Annotated in this window: 14 protein-coding genes; 5 read left to right on the top strand and 9 right to left on the bottom strand. The window is 58.2% G+C overall.

Annotated features, from left to right (window positions below; all coding sequences use genetic code 11):
- Positions 1-12: 12 nt before the first annotated feature.
- Positions 13-306 carry a GIY-YIG nuclease family protein gene (locus WCS52_08485; GenBank protein MEI6167219.1) on the top strand — a complete coding sequence of 98 codons (294 nt, stop codon included), beginning with the start codon at positions 13-15 and terminating at the stop codon, positions 304-306.
- Here the strand turns inward: WCS52_08485 and WCS52_08480 are convergent.
- The 6 genes from WCS52_08480 to smc all read right to left on the bottom strand — a co-directional run bounded on the left by WCS52_08480 (position 245) and on the right by smc (position 10,007).
- Positions 245-646 carry a YkgJ family cysteine cluster protein gene (locus tag WCS52_08480; protein ID MEI6167218.1) on the bottom strand — a complete coding sequence of 134 codons (402 nt, stop codon included), beginning with the start codon at positions 644-646 and terminating at the stop codon, positions 245-247. The genes WCS52_08485 and WCS52_08480 overlap by 62 nt on opposite strands.
- 88 nt (positions 647-734) lie before the next feature.
- Complete coding sequence (gene gpmI / locus WCS52_08475) at positions 735-2,387, bottom strand: 2,3-bisphosphoglycerate-independent phosphoglycerate mutase (protein ID MEI6167217.1); 1,653 nt, start codon at positions 2,385-2,387, stop codon at positions 735-737.
- A 97-nt stretch (positions 2,388-2,484) separates the two neighbouring features.
- On the bottom strand, positions 2,485-4,005 hold the full coding sequence (locus tag WCS52_08470) for a hypothetical protein (GenBank protein MEI6167216.1): 1,521 nt from the start codon (positions 4,003-4,005) through the stop codon (positions 2,485-2,487).
- On the bottom strand, positions 4,005-5,513 hold the full coding sequence (locus tag WCS52_08465) for a trypsin-like peptidase domain-containing protein (protein MEI6167215.1): 1,509 nt from the start codon (positions 5,511-5,513) through the stop codon (positions 4,005-4,007). Before WCS52_08465 ends, WCS52_08470 begins: the two co-directional genes overlap by 1 nt.
- Positions 5,514-5,555: 42 nt before the next feature.
- The gene (locus tag WCS52_08460) at positions 5,556-6,380 is read right to left on the bottom strand and encodes an inositol monophosphatase family protein (GenBank protein ID MEI6167214.1); all 825 of its coding nucleotides are present in this window, start codon (positions 6,378-6,380) and stop codon (positions 5,556-5,558) included.
- Positions 6,381-6,392: 12 nt separating this feature from the next.
- Complete coding sequence (gene smc, locus WCS52_08455; GenBank protein MEI6167213.1) at positions 6,393-10,007, bottom strand: chromosome segregation protein SMC; 3,615 nt, start codon at positions 10,005-10,007, stop codon at positions 6,393-6,395.
- 168 nt (positions 10,008-10,175) lie between these two features.
- Between smc and infA the strand changes: the two genes are divergently transcribed.
- Entirely contained in the window at positions 10,176-10,406 is a 231-nt protein-coding gene (gene infA / locus WCS52_08450; GenBank protein ID MEI6167212.1) for a translation initiation factor IF-1, read from the top strand.
- Here the strand turns inward: infA and WCS52_08445 are convergent.
- The 3 genes from WCS52_08445 to WCS52_08435 form a co-directional block, all read right to left on the bottom strand.
- Positions 10,384-11,667 (bottom strand): MiaB/RimO family radical SAM methylthiotransferase, encoded by a 1,284-nt coding sequence (locus WCS52_08445; GenBank protein MEI6167211.1) that lies wholly within the window; start codon positions 11,665-11,667, stop codon positions 10,384-10,386. The two genes, infA and WCS52_08445, sit on opposite strands and share 23 nt — an antisense overlap.
- 11 nt (positions 11,668-11,678) lie before the next feature.
- The gene (locus WCS52_08440) at positions 11,679-13,112 is read right to left on the bottom strand and encodes a nitronate monooxygenase (GenBank protein ID MEI6167210.1); all 1,434 of its coding nucleotides are present in this window, start codon (positions 13,110-13,112) and stop codon (positions 11,679-11,681) included.
- Positions 13,113-13,195: 83 nt separating this feature from the next.
- Complete coding sequence (locus WCS52_08435; protein ID MEI6167209.1) at positions 13,196-13,987, bottom strand: DUF3108 domain-containing protein; 792 nt, start codon at positions 13,985-13,987, stop codon at positions 13,196-13,198.
- Between the two features lie 439 nt (positions 13,988-14,426).
- Between WCS52_08435 and WCS52_08430 the strand changes: the two genes are divergently transcribed.
- The 3 genes from WCS52_08430 to WCS52_08420 all read left to right on the top strand — a co-directional run bounded on the left by WCS52_08430 (position 14,427) and on the right by WCS52_08420 (position 18,840).
- Complete coding sequence (locus WCS52_08430; protein MEI6167208.1) at positions 14,427-15,995, top strand: nitrite/sulfite reductase; 1,569 nt, start codon at positions 14,427-14,429, stop codon at positions 15,993-15,995.
- Positions 15,996-16,141: 146 nt separating this feature from the next.
- A complete protein-coding gene (nadE, locus tag WCS52_08425) occupies positions 16,142-18,025 on the top strand; it encodes an NAD(+) synthase (GenBank protein ID MEI6167207.1) in 1,884 nt (627 codons plus the stop codon).
- Positions 18,022-18,840, top strand: a complete 819-nt coding sequence (locus tag WCS52_08420) for a patatin-like phospholipase family protein (protein ID MEI6167206.1) — start codon at positions 18,022-18,024, stop codon at positions 18,838-18,840. Before nadE ends, WCS52_08420 begins: the two co-directional genes overlap by 4 nt.
- Positions 18,841-18,842 lie beyond the last annotated feature (2 nt).

Below are 18,842 nucleotides of genomic sequence, written 5' to 3'. Positions count from 1 at the left end.
GAAGGAGTCAGAATGAAGGTTGATAAAAAAGTGGGGGTGAAGGGGCGAAAGCCCTGGTTTCTCTACCTGATTGAATGTGTGGACCGGAGTATTTACACCGGCATTGCAGTGGATGTGGACGCCCGTTATGAGGCACACCAGAAGGGGACGGGGGCCCGTTATACCCGTTCCCACCCTCCCCGGAAACTCCTGGCGGTGGTTGAATTTGCCAGCCGCTCGGTGGCCTCCCAGGCGGAGTATCAGATCAAACAGCTGACGCCCCGTGAGAAACGGGCGTTTGCGCGGACTGCCAAGACGGGGGTGTGAGGCGTTTCCCCGTAATTTCACATCCGCGGGCGGCGGGGCAGATCGCCTCCAAATCCCTATACTTCCAGTGCATGGGGAAGTCGCGGCATTGGCGGGGCTTATCCGCTTGAATGTGGCAGGCGGGTGGGGTGCCTTCCAGAAAAATACAGGCGCCGTCCGGCTGATCCTTCAGGGATAACCCGCGCCGGTCATCCCTGAGCCGGGTGAATTGAGCGGTGAAGATGGCAATATCCAATCCCAATCCCGCGGCAATGGTCTCCGCCTCACCGTCGTCAAGGCGCACTTCTCCCTCATGCCGACAGCAATTGCCACAGCGGAGACATTGAAAAAGGTCAGTCATATCAGATTTTCACGCGAAGCCGCGAAGGCACGAAAGGAAATGTTTTTGTTTTTTGCGCTCTTCGCGCCTCCGCGTGAGATCCCCAGCCTCACCCGACTTCAATCACACTGGGATCATAATTGGCCGGGGCCTCGAATCCGAGCAGGTTGAGACAGGTGGCGGCCAGACTGCTGATGCCGAGCCCCTGATGGGTGCTGAGTTTCAGTTTTCCGCAGTGGGTCGGGTCATACACGATCACCGGGACCGGATTCAGTGAGTGGGCGGTCTTGACTTTGATCTTGCCGTTCTCCGTTTTCGTTTTGCCTGATTTCTTGTCATGCTCATACATGTCATCGGCATTTCCATGGTCCGCTGAAATTACCAGGATTCCGCCCGCCGCCTGAATGGCGGGGAGCATGCGGCCAATGCACAAATCCACTGTTTCCACGGCGATCTGGGTGGCCTGATAGACCCCGGTGTGGCCGACCATGTCACCATTGGGGAAGTTCAGGCGGATGAAGCGGTGCGTGTTTCCCGCAATGGCCTTCAGGACGGCATCCGTGATCTCCGCCGCCTTCATCCAGGGACGTTGTTCAAAGGGGAGGATATCGGACGTGATTTCGTAATAATCTTCCAGGGTGGCATCAAACTTCCCGGAGCGGTTGCCATTGAAGAAATAGGTGACATGTCCATATTTCTGCGTTTCGCTGATGGCCATTTGCTTAATGCCGGCCTTGGCCAGATATTCGCCCATGGTCTCGGCAATGGCCGGGGGTTCAACCAGATAGTGTTTCGGGAGCTTCAAATCCCCGTCATATTGCATCATGCCGGCGAACAGCACCTTCGGACGCGGGGTCCGATCGAACTCGGTCACGCCGTCATCTTCGAATGCCCGGGTGATTTCGATGGACCGGTCACCGCGGAAGTTGAAGAAGATCACACTGTGGTGGTCGGTAATCGTGCCGATCGGGTGCCCCTTGTCCGCGATGACGAAGGCCGGGAGATCCTGATCAATGACGCCCGGGGTCGCTTGGCGCAGGGATTCGATGGCGGTGCGTGCCGAGGGGAACTGGGCCCCCAGACCGCGCACATGGGTATCCCAGCCGCGCTTAACCATATCCCAGTTGGCGTTATACCGATCCATCGTGATGTTCATCCGTCCGCCACCGGAAGCAATCCGGTAGTCCACGGTCCCCTCCGCATTGAGACCTGCCAGGAATTGTTCAAAGGGGTCGACATAATCCAGGGCGGACGTCTCGCCGACATCCCGGCCATCCAACAGGATATGAATCCGGGCGCACTTCACGCCTTCGGCCTTGGCCCGGGTGAGCATGGCCTTGAGATGATCCACATGGCTATGGACATTGCCATCGGAAAACAGGCCGATAAAATGGAGCGGAGTGTTGTATTTGAGGCAATTGGCAATCTGGGCTTTCCAGACTTCGCCGCGGAACATGGCGCCGGAGCTGATGGCGTCGCTGACCAAGCTGGCCCCCTGGGCAAACACGCGGCCACAACCGATGGCATTATGGCCCACTTCGCTGTTTCCCATATCCTCATCACTGGGAAGGCCGACGGCAATGCCGTGCGCTTTGAGCTGGCTGGAGAGGGCATTCGCCTTCAGCCAGTCGAGATTCGGGGTCAGGGCGGAACGGACGGCATCGCCCTCTTCGTATTTTCCGATGCCCACGCCATCCATGATCACCAGAACCACCGGGCCTTTGGGTCCCGGGAAAGCTAATTTCTTCAATGCCTGCATAATTATATTCCTCCGTTAAAAATGGCTTTAACTATACCTGATTGGAGAGGGACGGTAAAGAGGGTTGTCTTCCGGGTCATCGGGAATTGATCGTTCCTTCTTATTTTCCGGTGCCGCTGCGGAGTGGGCCCAGGGCGGGAAGTGGCTTCCGGTGTTCCCGTTTCGGAATGCCGTAGAGCATGGCGATCCGGCGATTGGCATCCGGGAGCAGCGCCTTATCCATCACGAGATCCAGGCCTAGTGTTTTCAGGCGGATGCGGGTGAGGCCGCCATCCTGATCGCGAATCGCAAAGACCTCCCGCATGTTTGATACAGGTTTACCGTTGAGTTGCGTGACCCATTCATCCCGAATTTCCTGATATCCCACGTTGATAGGGTCCGGCAGGACCCCGGTGAGGATGATCACCCGCTCGCCGGGTTTGGCGGGGGCTTGGGCGCGCGTCAGGTAGAGGTCAACCAGGCGTGGATTGGAGCGGACCATCCACTGGGCCCCGTTGGCGAGCAGATAATCAGCGGATAATTCGCGGAAGATAAAGCCTCCCTCCACCAGGTATTCCGCCTGGTTCCCCTCAATGTTCAGTGGTACCAGGGAGCGGGAATCGCTGTAGGCATCCAGTTTGAGAGGCACGTCTTCGCTTTTCTGATTGCGCCAGCGGGTAATGGTGATGACATCACCGGGATGGCGCCGGCCTGAAATCTGGTGGATTAGAACCAGTCGCCCGAAGTCCGGATCAGTATAATATCCTTGGGAATCAATGGCATACCCGTCCCACTTCAAAATGACATCGCCAGACTGCAGGACCGCAGAGGCGCCGCTGCCGGGGATGGTTCGCAGAACCAAGATGCCCTGGTCATCATCGGCCAGGCCGTAAAATTTCCGGTTGGCGGGAGCGATCAGGGGTGCCCAGGTCATTCCGGCCACCGCAATGCCGCGGTAGGGCGCGGCATTGATATCCTCGATAAAGCGTTTGAGGATAGCCGTCGGCAGGACCAGACTCGTTTGCGTGGCATCATCATATTCCATAATTAGGCCTGCCAGTTTTCCCTCATGGAAGGCGGGTGAGCCAACCCGTTCCAATTTGAGATCTGTCAGGGCCTGAAAGGCCAGGATGCTGAGAGGGGCATTGGGGAGGGAGGATACCTTGATGCCGGTGATCCGGCCATCACCGCTTTGCAACTGACCGGCCTCGTCAAATTGGATAATCTGGACTTTGGCCCCCGTCCCGACCGGCGCACCCCATTGTGCGGCGGTATATCCACCGGTATCGGCCTCCAGCAGGGCCGCATTGATCCGGGGATCCGCCTCGATCACCCGTGCCGTTGTTTTGGTGGCGCCACCGGGGTGCTGAATTTCAATGAGCATGGCATTCCGGACGAGATCCTCCGTGGTGATCAAGCGGCCGTTCTCCATGACGATTCCGTACCCGGCGCGTGATTCCGGCCGCCCTTTTTTCCAGGGGAAGTGGGAGTCGAACTTCTGGGCGGTCACAAGCACTTCGGCCACGCAGCCGGACAGGATATTGGTGTCAGCGAGGGTTGCCTGACTGATCAGGGCGCCCAGACTGGTCGCGGCCAGCAGCATCACCGTCGCGAATCGGGCAGAACGTGTGGAGCAGTTCATTATTTGGCCTCCTGGGCTGGGAGAATACGGGAGAGGGAGGGGATGCTATAATGGGTCAGTATCTCAGAGTCAGCTTTGGCGGCCTGCCCTGCATCCATGATCAGGGGGTCATCCTGGCCTTCAAAGCGGAAGACATGGAAGCCTTGAACCGGTTTTTTCAGGGCTTCAGGCAGGTCACCGATCGAACGGATCAGCTGGCCATTGACGGAGGCCAGAATCTGGTTGAAGTGACTGGTGCAATAGGTGTTGACGGGGTGGGGCAGGCGTCCGGTGAGCAGGACGAACTGACTGCGATCCTTGATCAGGTTGTCGAGTTTGGCGTAGCGGGCGGTGTAAAGCAGGTGCTGGGCCGGCGGGGTATTGAGTTCGGTGCCCAGTGTGGCCAGATAGCCACGGCTGAGGGGGGAGAAAATCAGGCCCCCGGCAATAAAGTACTCCGGCTTCTGGTCATAGGTTTGGCGGAAGATGAACGGGTCCGGCTTGCGCCTCAAGGGGACCACGATCGCGAGCGTTTGATCCTCGCGCCAGATGGTGAAATTGATGCTCTCGGTGCATTGCTTGCGCTCCACGAACTCCGTGTATTCCACCGTGTTGTTATCCAGACGGACGGAACCATCATTGGCAATGGGGTGGCCGTCAATGGCCAGCAGTACATCGCGGGGCTTAAGCAGTCCCGCCGCCGCCCCATAAGGGTCCACATTGGCGACGACCACCCCGCTGCTCCCGTTAGGGAGCCCGAGGTTCACGCGTAAGGCCGGGTTTTCGGTGCGGAGATGGTCCACGCCCAGTTCCGGGTAACCATCGTAGGTCCCGTCGTCAATATCCTTGAGGAAGTGCTCGATGACCGGGAGCGGGATGGTATAGCCGATGTTTTGCGAGGCCTCGATGCCCTGGAACGCGATCCCGATGACTTTGTTGTCGAAGAGCACCGGTCCGCCGCTATTGCCGGGATTGATCGCCGCATCCACCTGCATCACCAGGTGGGAGTCGATGGAACTGTGCGCATAGAGGTTGTAGTCAATGCGGGAAACCACGCCTTTGGTGAGAGACAGGCGGCCGCCCCCCATGGGGTAGCCCAGCACGATCACGGCGTCATTCAGGCTGGGGAGGGTGGTGCCGAACGTCAGGGGTTTGGTTCCTTCGAAGAACGCTTCATCATTGACTTCCAGTACGGCAATGTCGCAGTCGTGGGCAATGAACCGGACGTGCGCCGGAAATTTACGGGTGTCGCCTTCGCGCTGGACTTCAATGAAGCGGGCATCAGAGACGACGTGGGCGTTGGTCATCAGGCGCTTTCCCTTGATAATGAAGCCCGAGCCATTGCCGCTCATCGGCGGGCTGGACTGCCAGGGCTGGCGGAAATCCTCCTGCTGCACAGTGACGTAGATCTTGGCGACGGACTGGCGCTGACGGTCAATCCCTGCCAGGCTGGTCAAAGGGAGCCCCAGCATGATGCTCAGCACCAGGGCCCGGATCGTGTGATGAATCAAAGGTGTTCTAAAACTCATGGTGTTTCCTGAATCCTGTCTCCTGACTCCGGTGGCCGGACTTCAGGTTTTCCGTTTGCAATCCAGTCCGTTAATCAGGGCTTTTAATTCGTCGTGGATGTGGCCATTGGTGGCCATATAGACGAGGCGATGGGGGGAGGGGTTGTCCAGAATTTCAACGCGCCCGCCTGCGAGTTCAACGATCAGGCCGGCCGCGGCCACATCCCAGGTGTAGATGCCCGCTTCAAAATAGCCATCCGCCTGGCCGGCGGCCACGCGGCACATATCCAATGCGGCGGCCCCGATGACGCGTGTTTTTTGAACCGCGTCTGAAATGGCCTGAAAACGCGACAAGCGCTGAGGGAGTTCCGTGGACTTCTGATCCAGGCCGGTCAGCACCATGGAGTCCCGGAGTGCCTTGGTCCCGGCGACGGCGAGGGGAAGACCGTTGCAGCAGGCGGTCCCGCCACGGGCGGCCGTGAACAGCTCATGGGTGGCGGGGGAATAGACGGCCGCCGCCACGGTCTGGCCCTGATAGGTTACGGCCACCGAACAGCACCACCAGGGCAGGCCGTGTGAAAAATTCACCGTTCCGTCGATCGGGTCAATGATCCAGGTATAGGGAGACTGGTGGGGGTCATCCGCCGGTTGTCCTTTATCGGCGCTTTCTTCCGCCAGGATGGCATGCTGCGGGAAATGTTTGCGGACGAGGCTCCAGATGATGTTCTGACATTCCAGGTCGAGCTGTAGCTTCACGTCATGGGCCGCCACCATCATTGTGTCCATCCTGCGATGCCGGTTGGCGTTGGCATGATCGCCTGCGGTCCGTACAGCCAGAACAACGATTTCAAGGAGTCGGGCCGGGTCGATTTCGTGCGGAGTATTCATAATCTGAACGGCTTACTTGACCGGAATGATGATGCGCTTGGAATTGGGCTGCATGTCCTTGCTCTGTTCGTATTCAGCAAACTTCATGGAAACGGTGCGGGAAATTCCGGACTCCTGCATGGTGACCCCGTAAATCACACTGGCCGCCGCAATGGTACGCCGGTTGTGCGTGATCACGATGAACTGCGACATCTTGAGGAAGTCGCCCAGCACGGTCACGAATCGGCCGATGTTGGATTCATCCAGCGCGGCATCCAGTTCGTCCAGCAGGCAGAACGGGCTCGGCTTGATCAGGTAAATAGAGAACAGCAGGGCCACGGCGGTCATGGTGCGCTCGCCACCCGACAGGAGGGATACGCTTTGGAGGCGCTTCCCGGGCGGGCGGGCGATGATGTCAATTCCGCTCTCCAGGACATCGTCCTCCGTGACCATGACCAGCTTGGCCGAACCGCCATTGAATAGACGTTCGTACATGACCTGGAAGTTCTCGTTGATTTTCGCGAAGGTGGTGGCGAACAGTTCGGAGGTGGTCAGATTGATCTTTTTGATCATTTCCATAAGCTGGTCCTTGGCGTTGATCAAATCCTGTTGCTGGCCAGTCAGGAAGGCATAGCGTTCCTCATGTTCCTGATACTCCTCGATGGCCACCAGATTGACGGGGCCCATCGCCTCGATTTTGGTGCGGACCTCCGCGATGACCTGCTCGTAAGCCGGTGTTTCCGTGACCGGTGGGGCGTCTTCTCCCTCCGGTCGGGGTTCGGGCGCACGCATCACATCTTCCAGGGTCAGCGTCCACTCCGAGGTGACGCGATCGATCAGGTTCTGCCGGCGCATCTTGTGCTCGGCGTTATTGACCTCCAGCTTGGAGCGTTGATCCCGGATTTTGTCCATGAGCTCCCGCTTGGCCATGAGTTCGGCTTCCAGAACGGAGAGTTCCTTGACCTTGTCGGTGCGCTGGCGCTTGATCAATTCCAGTTTCTCTGCCAGGGCGGAGGCGTTGGCCTGCAGGGTGGAGAGCTGGCTTTCCGCCTCGGCGGTCGCATGGGTGAGCTGTTCAATGGTCTTTTCGTACTGGACGAGCCCCTCGGAGCGCGACTTGATAACGGAATCCAGTTCGGCTAGCCGGTGTTGGATGGGCTCCAGCTGTGAGTCCATGTGCTCGGCTTTCTGGCGGGCTTCGGAGAACCGGAGGCGGGCTTCGGTGGCCGCCGCCTGCAAGGCACTGCGCTGGCCCTCGAGGTCCTGGAGCAAATGAGTGAGTTCCTCCAGACGCCGGAGCATGTCAGCCTGTTTGGCGCGGCCTTCCGCGATCTGGCCGCTGAGTCCCTGGCGCTCGGTGTCATTTCCGGACTGCTGGCGGAGTTTATCCAGTTCAAAGGCCATGACTTCCAGCTTTTGCTTCGATTGGCGGGCGTCATTGGAGACAATCTGGAATTCACCTTCCTTCAGGGCCACGGCACGACGTTGGGCGGTGAGCTGCTGGGTGGCTTCCTCAATATTGCGGTTCAGATCGGTCAGTTCGGCGGCCAGCGAGGCCACCGCGTGGCTGCGCCGGGCGAGGCCTTCATCAAGGCCTTCCAACCCCTGATGCAGGTCGGTTAATTGGTGGCGCCGGGTCAGGGGGTTGCTGGCGCGCGCATCGGTGGCCCAGTATTCGAACGCGCCATCTGCCCGGGCGACGACTCCGCCGAGGGTGACGACCGCGCTGCCTTCTGGAATTTCAGAGGGAATGGCTTCGGTTGAGTCCACTACAAAGATATTGGCGAGAAAGCGGGCCACCGCCGGTTTGGCGAACGGGGTACAGGTAATGACGTCAAATAACCGGCGCGCTCCCGGTGGGGCGGGAATCACGGCGGGAGTGGCGGCGGCGGCGTTGGCCGCCAGCAGGCGGATCGCCCCGGCCTTGCGCGTTTGCAATTCCTTGAGGATCGCTAGGGCATCCGGGGCATCGGCAATGACCACGGCATCCAGCCAGGCCCGCAGGACAGACTCCAGGGCCGTCCGGTATTCGGGTTCCGTTTGAATGTGGCTGGCCAGTGCACCCAGCACCGCCTTGGCGTTGACGCCGAGGGGATTGGTGGCGTCCATGACAAGGCGGGCGCCCTCGGGGAAATCCTTGGCCGACTGTTCGTCCGCCTCCAGAATCTCGATCTGGGCTTTCTTAACGGCCAATTGCCCCTGAATCTCGCTGCATTCCTTGCGTAAGGCCTCGATTTCCGTGGTTTTTTCGTGCCGGAGCGATTGAAGCGATTCGAGGCGGCCTTCCCGTGTTTCAAGTTCCTGCTGCAGGGAGCCAAGGTGCTCCGCGATCTGGCCGAGCTGGGATTCCGTTTCGGCGGCACCCCGTTCGATCTGGGCATGTTCCGCGGCCATGCGCTCGCGTTGGACAATGGTCGCCTGCTGCTTGGCTTCGAGCTGGGTCAACTGGTTCTGGAGTTGCGAGAGGGTATGGTCCAGTGCCATGGCGCTGGCGCGTAACGTCTGGATTTCCTTGCGGGCGGCTTCGACCTGAACTTCATGACTGGCCAGATCCGCGTTCTTCTTGTTCCATTCGATCTCGGAGTCGTTCCGTTCCTGAATGGTGGTCAGCAGGTTTTCCTTGAGAGCGGTCAGGGTCAGCCGTTGCTGTTCGGCCTGGGAGGCGGCGAGCACGCTGTCGCGCCGGTCGCGTTCCGCCAGGTTGCGGAGCTCCTCAATACGGTCACGATTGATCCGGATCAGGTCATTATTGTGTTCAAGCCGGGTCTGGGCCGTGGCGCGTTCCTCGGTGGTCTCGCCAATCAGCTGCTCGATTTCCATGATGGCGTCCCGCCACTCGGTGCCTCGTGCTTCGCCCTGCTGCAGGGTCTCGTGCAATTCCTGGATTTTCTGACCCAATTCGGTGATGGTGGTGTCGAGCATCTGAAGGTCGCCATCCATTTTCTCCAGTTTCCGTGCCGTCCAGTAGACATCGAACATCCGGAGCTGATCGCGCAGTTCCTTATAGCGGCGGGCTTTGCCGGCCTGGCGTTGAAGCGATCCGATCTGCCGCTTCACTTCGCGGACCACGTCATCCAGACGCAGCAGGTTGGCCTCGGTTTGTTCCAGTTTCCGCAGGGCTTCCTTTTTGTCCGCCTTGAAGCGGGTGATTCCGCTGGCTTCCTCGAAAATTTCACGGCGATCCTCGGGACGGGAGCTCAAGACCTGGTCGATGCGGCCCTGTTCCATCAACGAGTAGGAGGAGGTGCCGATCCCGGTATCCATGAACAACCGCTGGATGTCCTTGAGTCGGCAGGCGGTTTTATTCATGAAATACTGGCCTTCGCCTGAGCGGAAGACCCGGCGGGTGACCGTGACTTCATGGTAGTCGGTGCCGAGAGTTTGTTCGCAATCTGTAAAGGTGATGCTGACTTCGGCCATGCCCACGGGTTTGCGGGTATCGGTTCCGTTAAAAATGACATCTTCCATCTTGGATCCGCGGAGGGCCTTGGCGCTCGTCTCACCCAGTACCCAGCGCACGGCGTCCGACACATTGCTTTTGCCGCAGCCATTGGGACCGACAATCGCGGTCATACCCGGTTCAAAATTTAAGGTTGTGGGATTCGCGAAACTCTTGAACCCGACCATATGAATGGATTTCAAATACACGAGAATACTCCTGGCTGAGAGCCCGTTACTGGCTCCGGAAATGAGCGGCAGAAAGTACCATCAAGAGGGGTTGGATTCAATCAGATATTTTCCTCAATATTGACAATAAGGGGGAGGGCATGGTATCTATTCGACCGAATTAATTGGTTGGGATATTCAGGAGAGACTATGGCCGAAGAAGCAAAAGATGATATGATCCGCGTTGATGGAGTCGTGACCAAGGTTTTGCCCGCGACCATGTATCGGGTGAAATTGGAGAACGGGCACGAAATCCTCGCTCATATCTCCGGGAAAATGCGCAAGCATTTCATCCGTATCACTTCCGGCGACAAGGTTACCGTGGAAATTTCCCCCTACGACCTGACCAAAGGTCGCATTACCTACCGTCACAAGACCTGATGTGGGCCTCGATTGCCCCGGCTTCGGCCCGGGTAACGCAGGCGGTGACGATCTGGCGAGGCTCAAAGCCTGCGCCCGTGATTCTGGCTTGAACATATTGCCCCGTCCAGCCATGGCCGTTTCCTTCCTTGTCGACCCGTTCGATCAAGACGCTGACCTGCTTGCCGATAAAGCTTTCGGCGTAGAGCTGGCGCTTGGTCTCGCCGATGACGGTTAAGGCCTGCAGGCGCTCCTTCTTTTTGGCATCGGGGATCTGGTCCGTCATGGTATCGGCTCGGGTCCCTGAGCGCCGGCTATACGGGAAAATATGGAGATTACTGAACGGCAGGTCGCGCACCAGTTTAACGGTGTTGTCAAACGCGCCGTCATTTTCGCCCGGGAACCCCACAATGATATCCGTGCCCAGGCCCAGGTCGGGAATCCGGCTGACGGCGTAGTCAATGGTTTTGCGAAAGGCCGTCGCATCATACCGGCGCCCCATGGCGGCCAGGGTGCGATCGTCTCCGCTTTGGAGCGGGATGTGCAGGAAGTGACAGAGTTTGGAAGAGGCCGCCATGTGATCAATGATGGACGCTTCTGTGGTGGTGATTTCGACGGAACTGAGCCGGATTCGCTTGAGGGCGGGAAGCGCTTCGAGCGTGCGGATCAGGTCGACCAAGGGATGGGGCCCATCCTGATAGCGGCCCAGATTGGCGCCCGTCAGGATGATTTCGGTGAACCCGGCCTCGACGACGCGATGAACTTCATCCCTGATTTCCGCTAACGGGCGGCTCACAGGGTTACCCCGTGCGGTGGGAACAATGCAATAGGCGCAATGGAAGTCGCAGCCATCCTGTACCTTGATGAGCGCGCGCTGGGTTTCGAAGTGAGGGACAGGCGGGTCGGGGCATGTCGCCGGGGGGCGGGGAAATCGTTCCGGCTGGAGGCGGTGGAGCCTCTCCGGAATAGAGAATTTCTCAGTTTGGCCGACCGTCAGGTCCACGCTGGGATGATGCTCCAAGGTTGGGCCCAGGGTTTCGGCGGGGCATCCGGCGAGAATCACCAGCGTTCCGGGGTTGGTACGTTTGGCCTGCCGGGCCGCGTAAAGGGAGCTGTGTTCGGCTTTTCCGGTGATCGCGCAGCCGTGAATGATGGTGACATCACACGGGGTGCCAAAAGGGGTAGGCTGGTAGCCCGCCCGGGTAAAGCTGGCCGTCATGGCGGCGGTTTCCGCCTGATTCAGCCGGCACCCAATGGTTTTGAATGAGACGGTCGGGTTCATCCGGAGGGGGGTTACCCGAGGATGGTTCTAATGACATCAGCGGCGGTGAAATCGAGGCTACCGGGCTTGCAGAATTGGCTAATGTTGACGTAGTCATCGCCCAGGGTGAGGATCGGCCATTCGTGGCCGCCGCCCCTGAAATGCTGCGGGAACCCGATGTCCGAGACCAGTCCATTGCAGAGGCATTTCCGGTTGACCGTATCCTCGACTTTGCCGCCTTTGGCCACATAGGACGCGACGGGTTCCGCCGGGCAACGATAGCCGATGGTGCCGTCATCCTTGCGATACACTTCGCGCAGGAAGCCCAGGTCGCAGACCCGTTTTCGCTGATTGTATATTTCAGGCTCTGAAAGCGTTCCTTCCAGACAGGCGACTTTGAAGGGGAACCCGGTCGGTGAAGCCAGGGGATCCGTGAAAATTTTCGCCTTGCCATCCAGTGCCTTTTGAACCAGGGCCCGCCGTAATTCCGGGGTCACTCCGGATTCAACACACAAGGCAAAGGCGGTTCCCACTTGAACCCCGGAGGCGCCTTCTGCCAGGGCGGCGGCGAGTTTAGCGGCGGACCCGTAGTTGCCGGCCAGCCAGAAGGGCAATTTCATCTCACGGAAGGCCGCCAGATCAACGGTATCACGCGGGCCATAGATCGGTTCGCCAAGCGCGGATAACTGGAGTTTGCCGCGGGGAGGGGCATTGTGACCGCCAGCCAGGGGCCCCTCAATGATAAAGCCCTGGATGCTCCCGGTGGAACGCCGAATCAGCATGGTGGCCAGAGTATCGGAGGACACGATGGGCAGAAAGGCCGGGCGATGCAGGGCGGCCAACGGGGTGGTGGTATCTTCCTGGAAATCGTGCGGGTTAAACTCGAGCCGGATCATTTCGCCGCCGGCCTTCTGCGTCGTTACATGGATCGGGTAGGAGACGGCTTCGTGGTTGACGAGAACGTCCAGAATGCCTGGAATTTCGATGGGGATGCCGGCGCCCATAATGACAACACTGACACCGGCCAGCATGGCCCCGTAAATCGAGGGGAGATGTGGCAACTGGATTTTCTCCAGATAATTGATGCCGACAGGATTGGTGTGTCCCTCGCGGGCGAGGAAGACTTCCACGAAATTGGCGGCGATACAGAGCTCCTGGGGTTCCCGTTTGCCTGACACGGCGTGCGGACCGAAATTGCGATAGGGCGCGTCGGGGGCCTTCCCGTTGGGAATAAAATAATTATTCAGGATGGTCTGGACCATCTTCTGGAAAGGAAAATGGCTCAAGGCACGACGAATATGTCCTTCCGGGTCACCATCCTGAAGGCGGCGGACCATCACGTGATCAAGCCCGGTGCCGGAAACGACGCCGAGTTGTCCGAGTTTGGAGACCGTCTGCGCCAAACGCCAGTTTGAAACACCGGTACCCATCCCGCCTTGAATGATTTTTGGAATCGCAATATTCATAACGACCTAAGAGTAAACTTTTTTTCGGGTGAAATCCACTACGTTTAGCAAAGAACGTAATAATTCTGTCCGGCCCCTTGTTTTTAAGGGTCTTTTTTGTCGGTTCCCTTGGGTTTTACCCAGAAATCAGTACCCGGACCTTCCACCTGCATGACCACCGCCCGCACATTGGCGACCGGGATGCTTGCCTCGATCCGGGTACCCACGGCGCGCGGGTCATCGGATATCCAGATCCAGAGTTTCCCCTTGCGGACAAAGAGTCCATTAAAGGCGGCTTCCGGTTCCACCTTGATGCTGGCCACTTTGCCATAGTTCGGGGTGTCGATCTTTTCTTTCTTTTGGACGTTGAGCCACAGGTCGTAGACTTTTTCGTCCGCCTGAACCCGGAAATGCTGCTGGGTCCCGACATTAAAGGTCTGGTTTCTCAAGTAATACATTAAAGAGGGGATATCTCGTGTTTCAGCCTCAATGGGGTATTCCTTCTTTTTTCCGGTCAGTTGCGACTCCCAGTGCGCCACTTTATTGCTCCGGTCAAAATCGGTTGTTTCGATGTATTTATGAGTTCCTTCGCTCATGTTCTTGGAAAATCGCACGGGAAGAAAGGTCTCCGGATCAATGAGACTTTCGATGGTGTCGTCCACAGGGTATAATTTTTCGACGACCTTGTTGGAGATCGTGCGCATCCGGATCGCCAGCAAACGACGTCCTTCAAATTCGGCCCATTCGGTCCAGGTGATGGCGGTGCCGACCGGGATGATCCCCCAGTAGAGTTGATAGGTGATTTTTTCACCAATCGGCCAGCTGAAGCCTGCCAGATAATTGGTATTCGTATCACTCCAGGCCGTTCGCCCCAGAAGCAGGATAAGCATAACCATGAAAACGTTCTGCCGCATGTGTGGATAAAAGCCTGAACGGTCATCGATGTCAATCAAACAGCCAAGGTGGCCGCATCTAGAATCACAATATGGGGGGTAATGGGAATTTGATGGAATGAACAAAACAAACAAAATTGTTTTGAAGACTGAAGCAGGGGGTGCGTGCCTCACTGAGTTGTGGGGCGGATGTCCTCATCCGCCTGTCTGTGAGCCCAACGAGCAACAAGGCGGATGGGGACATCCGCCCCACAGCGGGAGCCAAAACATAGGGATGTACCCGCAAAGGGTTGTTTGACCATTTCAACCATTCCGCAAATTCCGTCTGATTATCTTGATTCTGCTGAATAGTTAGATGCGTCTGCCTTGATCAAATAGAGCCTCATCGGTTAAGGCGAGATTTGATGTGCTTTTCCCTGAATACCTATCATAATCCATTCCCATGAAGACATTTCCGTGTGACGGACAAGAGGATCCTTATGGCGGGCTCGCTCTGGCCATCGCTACCTATCAGGCGGGTGCTCTGACTGGTAATCAGTTGAAACCGGTTCTGGCTCCTTCCGGGATCTACGAACAACGAAACGGCCTGTTCATGCTGCGCGTAAGATTGACCGGCGGCCATCTTGAGTCCGCCACCCTGGCCGGACTGGCCGGGGTAATGGAGCGTAACCAGATCCCGCGGGCGCACCTATCCAGTCGACAGGCCATCCAACTCCACGATGTGTCCGTGGGGAACATCATCAGCACCCTTCGGGCATGCCACGAACTGGGACTCCCTTTCAAGGGTGGGGGCGGTAATACCTATCGGAACATTCTCATTTCGGCGGACAGCGGACTGGCACCCGACGAGGGGTTCGATGTCCTGCCTTATGCCAAGGCCATTCATCTGGCCCTGGCCGCCCGGCCGGAGGCCTTTCTGCTCCCGCGAAAATTCAAAATCGGAATGTTTACCAAACCGACCGAGGCCTTCACTGCCGCGGCTCAGGATCTGGGGTTTCTGGCGGTTACCTCAGGCGGGCGTCGCGGGTTTGCGGTCTATGGGGGTGGGGGCATGGGGCGGGAAAGCGACGTGGGCATCAAACTGTTCGATTTTCTGCCACACGACCAGTTTATCCGGTGTACCCTGGCAATGCTTCATTTCTTCAGCGACCACGGTGATCGCACGAACCGGAATCAGGCCCGGATCCGTTTTATCTTAAAACGCAGGGGAGCCGAGACGTTCGCCCGCCTGTTCCATTTCTATTTTGAGCAAACGGTCTGGGCCCCTCCCGTGTTATTGCCGGCTCCCGACTATTCCGCATTGGCTGGCAGGCCGGTGGCCGCTTCCGTTCAAAAGGTCCAGGACGCCGGCTATGAGGTCTGGACGCATCATGCCGTAGGACTGACCCGCTTCGGGCCCGGGCAGTCTACGGTCCGGCTTTATGTCCCTTATGGAAATCTGACGCCGGAACACTGCCGGGGTCTGGCTAAACTGGCGGAGGACTCCGGCGGCAGATTCCTGCGCCTGATGCCGAGTCAGGACCTGCTGATCGGGCCGGTGTGCGCCGCCGCCTTACCGGATTTATACCGCCGGCTCATCAGTGATTTCCCGGGAGTGGATTTGACGCTGCGCTCATTCAAAGGGCACATCGCCACTTGTGTCGGTTCCGCGGTATGTAAAATCGGGGTTCTGCCGGCTCCTGCGCTGGCCGACACCCTGGCTGAACATCTGGATCGGCTTCTGCCTGCGGATACACCGGAGAAGATGACGTGGCTGCGCAGGATCACCGATGATATCCGGATTTCCGGTTGCCTGAATTCGTGCTCGGGTCATCCGGCCGCCAGGTTTGGATTTCAGGGGGCGAAACAGCGGGTTGGAGACAAGGTGGAAGACGTCGTCATGCCTTTTACCGGATGCTCCCTTGCCCCGGATGACCTGCGGCTTTCTTCCTGTGACCCCGCGACGCCGGCCATCTCGCTTGATCATTTTCCTGCAGTTGTGGCTCAGGCGATCGGCTTAAAAGGATTATGAGTACGATTAAGATTATGAGTCAGAAAAGGCTTTTAAGTTAGCGCCATTCGAGTCTGACCGTTTAACTGGCGTGACATGAGTGGCGAGTTGCTGTAGATAATTCAGCGGCAGGCTAGTGGTGAGTCATTTTGATATTGATGGTCTCTATGCGTAACATCCAAGTCAGATTGGTCCAGATGGAAGTTCTCCCCGGACGGCCCCGGGAGAATACGGTCACGATGCTGGCTGAGATTGCCGCGGCCAAGCAGGCCGGTCGTCAGCTTCTTGTTTTTCCTGAAATGGCCATTCCCGGTTATCTGCTTGGGGATGAATGGGAGCGGGCGGCGTTCCTGCGGGAATGCGAGGCCTGTGGCGATGAAATCCGGGCGGCGGCCTCCGCGGGACTGACGGTGGTGTTCGGCAATGTCGGACTCGACTGGCACCTGAAGAATGAGGACGGCCGGACCCGTAAGTATAATGCGTTGTTTGTTGCTGAGTCGGGACGCTTTATCGGTCCGGTGGATGGACCTTACCCTTTTGTCATCAAAACCCTGATGCCCAATTACCGGGAGTTCGACGATAGTCGTTATTTCCATGATACCCGGAAGCTGGCGTGTGAGTTGGGAAAGCCGCTCAGTGCCTTGATTGCCCCGGTGAACACCGCGTGTGGCCGGATGGGCGCGGTGCTTTGTGAGGATGCCTGGGATAGTGATTATGCGGTATCCCCTTTGGGATTGCTGGCGGAGCACGGCGTGGATTTTGTGGTGAACGCGAGTTGTTCGCCGTTTACCTTCAATAAGAATAACAAACGCAACCGGGTTTTTGCGGCTGCTGCGGCCAGGATGGAGCGGCCCCTGATCTACGTCAATACTACCGGACTGCAGAACAACGGGAAGACGGTGTTCACGTTTGACGGGGCTTCCTGCATCTATGATGGTCAGGGGAACAGTGTTGAACCGCTGGCCCCTTTTGCCGCGGGCGTCATGGATTTCGCGCTTCCCACGGGCGGGCAGCAGGCCTTTGGCACTCCGATCGTGCCCCGTGAGGATGATGTGGCCATGCTGTATGAGGCCATCCGGTACGGGACCGAGCGGTTCATGAAGACCTGCGGGGTGGAGCGGGTGGTGGTGGGCGCCTCGGGCGGGATCGACTCCGCTGTGGTGGCCGCCCTGTATGGTCGCATTCTGCCGCCCGAGCGACTGTTGCTCGTCAATATGCCCAGCCGGTTCAATTCCCCCACCACCATTTCCCTGGCGCGCGAACTGGCCGGGAATCTCGGGTGTGGCTATGTGGAAATTCCCATTGAGGAAAGTGTCCGCCTTACCCGGGCCCAGTTGACTGAGATCGAGGTGCAATGGCCGGAGGGGCGCCGCGCATGGGCTGTGACTGATTTCCTGATGGAGAATGTCCAGGCGCGCGACCGGTCCGGCCGGATTCTGGCCGCCGTGGCGGCGGCGTTCGGCGGGGTGTTTACCTGCAATGCCAACAAGTCGGAGATGACGGTGGGCTATACCACGCTCTATGGCGATCTGGGCGGGTATCTCGCCAACATTGCCGACCTCTGGAAAGGGGAGGTCTATGCCCTCGGTCGCTATCTGAATGCGGAAGTCTATGGACGCCCCGTGATCCCTGAGGGGGCCTTTACGGTCATGCCTTCCGCCGAGTTGAGTCCCGCGCAGGCGGTGGACGAAGGGAAGGGGGATCCCCTGATCTACCCTTACCATGACCGCCTGTTCCGGGCGTGGGTGGAAGAGTGGAACCGCGTGACGCCTGAGGAGATCCTGGAATGGTACAAGGCAGGAACCCTGGAAGCGTGTATTGCCTATCCCGGCAAAGTGAGCGACCTGTTTCCCTCCGCCACCGCATTTATCGCCGACCTGGAGCGATGGTGGACCCAGTATCAGGGGCTGGGGGTTGCCAAACGTATTCAAGCCCCCCCCGTTCTGGCGGTCAAACGCCGTGCCTTCGGGTTTGATCACCGTGAATCCCAGATGGGCACCCGCCTGACCCGCCGCTATGAAACGCTGAAACAGGAACTGCTGGCCCTATGAAAAAAATCGGCTTGGCATTGGGTGGGGGCGGTGCGCGCGGGTTGGCGCATATTCCCATGTTGGAAGTGTTCGACGAGCTGGGAATCCGGCCCCATCGCATTGCGGGAACCAGCATCGGGGCCGTGATGGGGGCCCTGTATGCCTCGGGGATCTCCGGCGCTGAAATCCGCGCTGGGGTGCATAGTATGCTGAAATCCCCGGATGAATCCTTCCGCAAGGTCTTGCAGCGAAAAGGTTCCTTTAAATGGCTTCAGTTTCTCGATGTGGAATTCGGGCATGGGGGGCTTTTGAAAGGGGACAAGTTTATTGATTTCCTCTATGAGGCGATGCGTGTCAGTCGGTTCGAAGACTTGCGCATTCCCCTCAACGTGGTCGCAACCGATTTTTATTCAAGTGAGCAGGTGGTGATCAAATCCGGGGAACTGCTGGATGCCGTCAAGGCCAGCATGGCGATCCCCGGGGTCTTTACGCCCGTTCGGCGCGATGGCCGGATTTTGATTGATGGGGGGAGCGTCAATCCGGTTCCTTTTGATCTGCTTGATGACTGCGACCTGGTGGTCGCTATCAATGTGATGGGTGAGCAGCATTCGCCCCGGCGCCACATGCCCAGCTTGTTCCGGGTGGTACTTGGCACCTTTGACATCATGCAGAAATCGATCATCACCGAGAAGTTGAGGCAGGTCCAACCGGATCTCTACATCACGCCGGAACTCATTGATATCGATATCCTGGAGTTCTATAAGGCGGAGAAAATCTATGAGCAGGCCAAACCCGCCTGCCTTAAGTTGAAACACGCCCTTGAGCAACTGAGGTAACC

The sequence above is a fragment of the bacterium genome, from assembly GCA_037128595.1.
Classification (GTDB): domain Bacteria; phylum Verrucomicrobiota; class Kiritimatiellia; order CAIKKV01; family CAITUY01; genus JAABPW01.
Note: the sequence above shows the minus strand (reverse complement) of the source record. Positions and strands in the feature narration are given on the sequence as shown.

What these genes read in the sequence shown, in the direction of transcription:
- WCS52_08485 (MEI6167219.1), top strand. Translation starts at nt 13, where the DNA reads ATGAAGGTTGATAAAAAAGTGGGGGTGAAGGGGCGAAAGCCCTGGTTT.
- WCS52_08480 (MEI6167218.1), bottom strand. Translation starts at nt 646, where the DNA reads ATGACTGACCTTTTTCAATGTCTCCGCTGTGGCAATTGCTGTCGGCAT.
- WCS52_08470 (MEI6167216.1), bottom strand. Translation starts at nt 4,005, where the DNA reads ATGAACTGCTCCACACGTTCTGCCCGATTCGCGACGGTGATGCTGCTG.
- WCS52_08465 (MEI6167215.1), bottom strand. Translation starts at nt 5,513, where the DNA reads ATGAGTTTTAGAACACCTTTGATTCATCACACGATCCGGGCCCTGGTG.
- WCS52_08460 (MEI6167214.1), bottom strand. Translation starts at nt 6,380, where the DNA reads ATGAATACTCCGCACGAAATCGACCCGGCCCGACTCCTTGAAATCGTT.
- infA (MEI6167212.1), top strand. Translation starts at nt 10,176, where the DNA reads ATGGCCGAAGAAGCAAAAGATGATATGATCCGCGTTGATGGAGTCGTG.
- WCS52_08445 (MEI6167211.1), bottom strand. Translation starts at nt 11,667, where the DNA reads ATGAACCCGACCGTCTCATTCAAAACCATTGGGTGCCGGCTGAATCAG.
- WCS52_08440 (MEI6167210.1), bottom strand. Translation starts at nt 13,112, where the DNA reads ATGAATATTGCGATTCCAAAAATCATTCAAGGCGGGATGGGTACCGGT.
- WCS52_08435 (MEI6167209.1), bottom strand. Translation starts at nt 13,987, where the DNA reads ATGGTTATGCTTATCCTGCTTCTGGGGCGAACGGCCTGGAGTGATACG.
- WCS52_08430 (MEI6167208.1), top strand. Translation starts at nt 14,427, where the DNA reads ATGAAGACATTTCCGTGTGACGGACAAGAGGATCCTTATGGCGGGCTC.
- nadE (MEI6167207.1), top strand. Translation starts at nt 16,142, where the DNA reads ATGCGTAACATCCAAGTCAGATTGGTCCAGATGGAAGTTCTCCCCGGA.
- WCS52_08420 (MEI6167206.1), top strand. Translation starts at nt 18,022, where the DNA reads ATGAAAAAAATCGGCTTGGCATTGGGTGGGGGCGGTGCGCGCGGGTTG.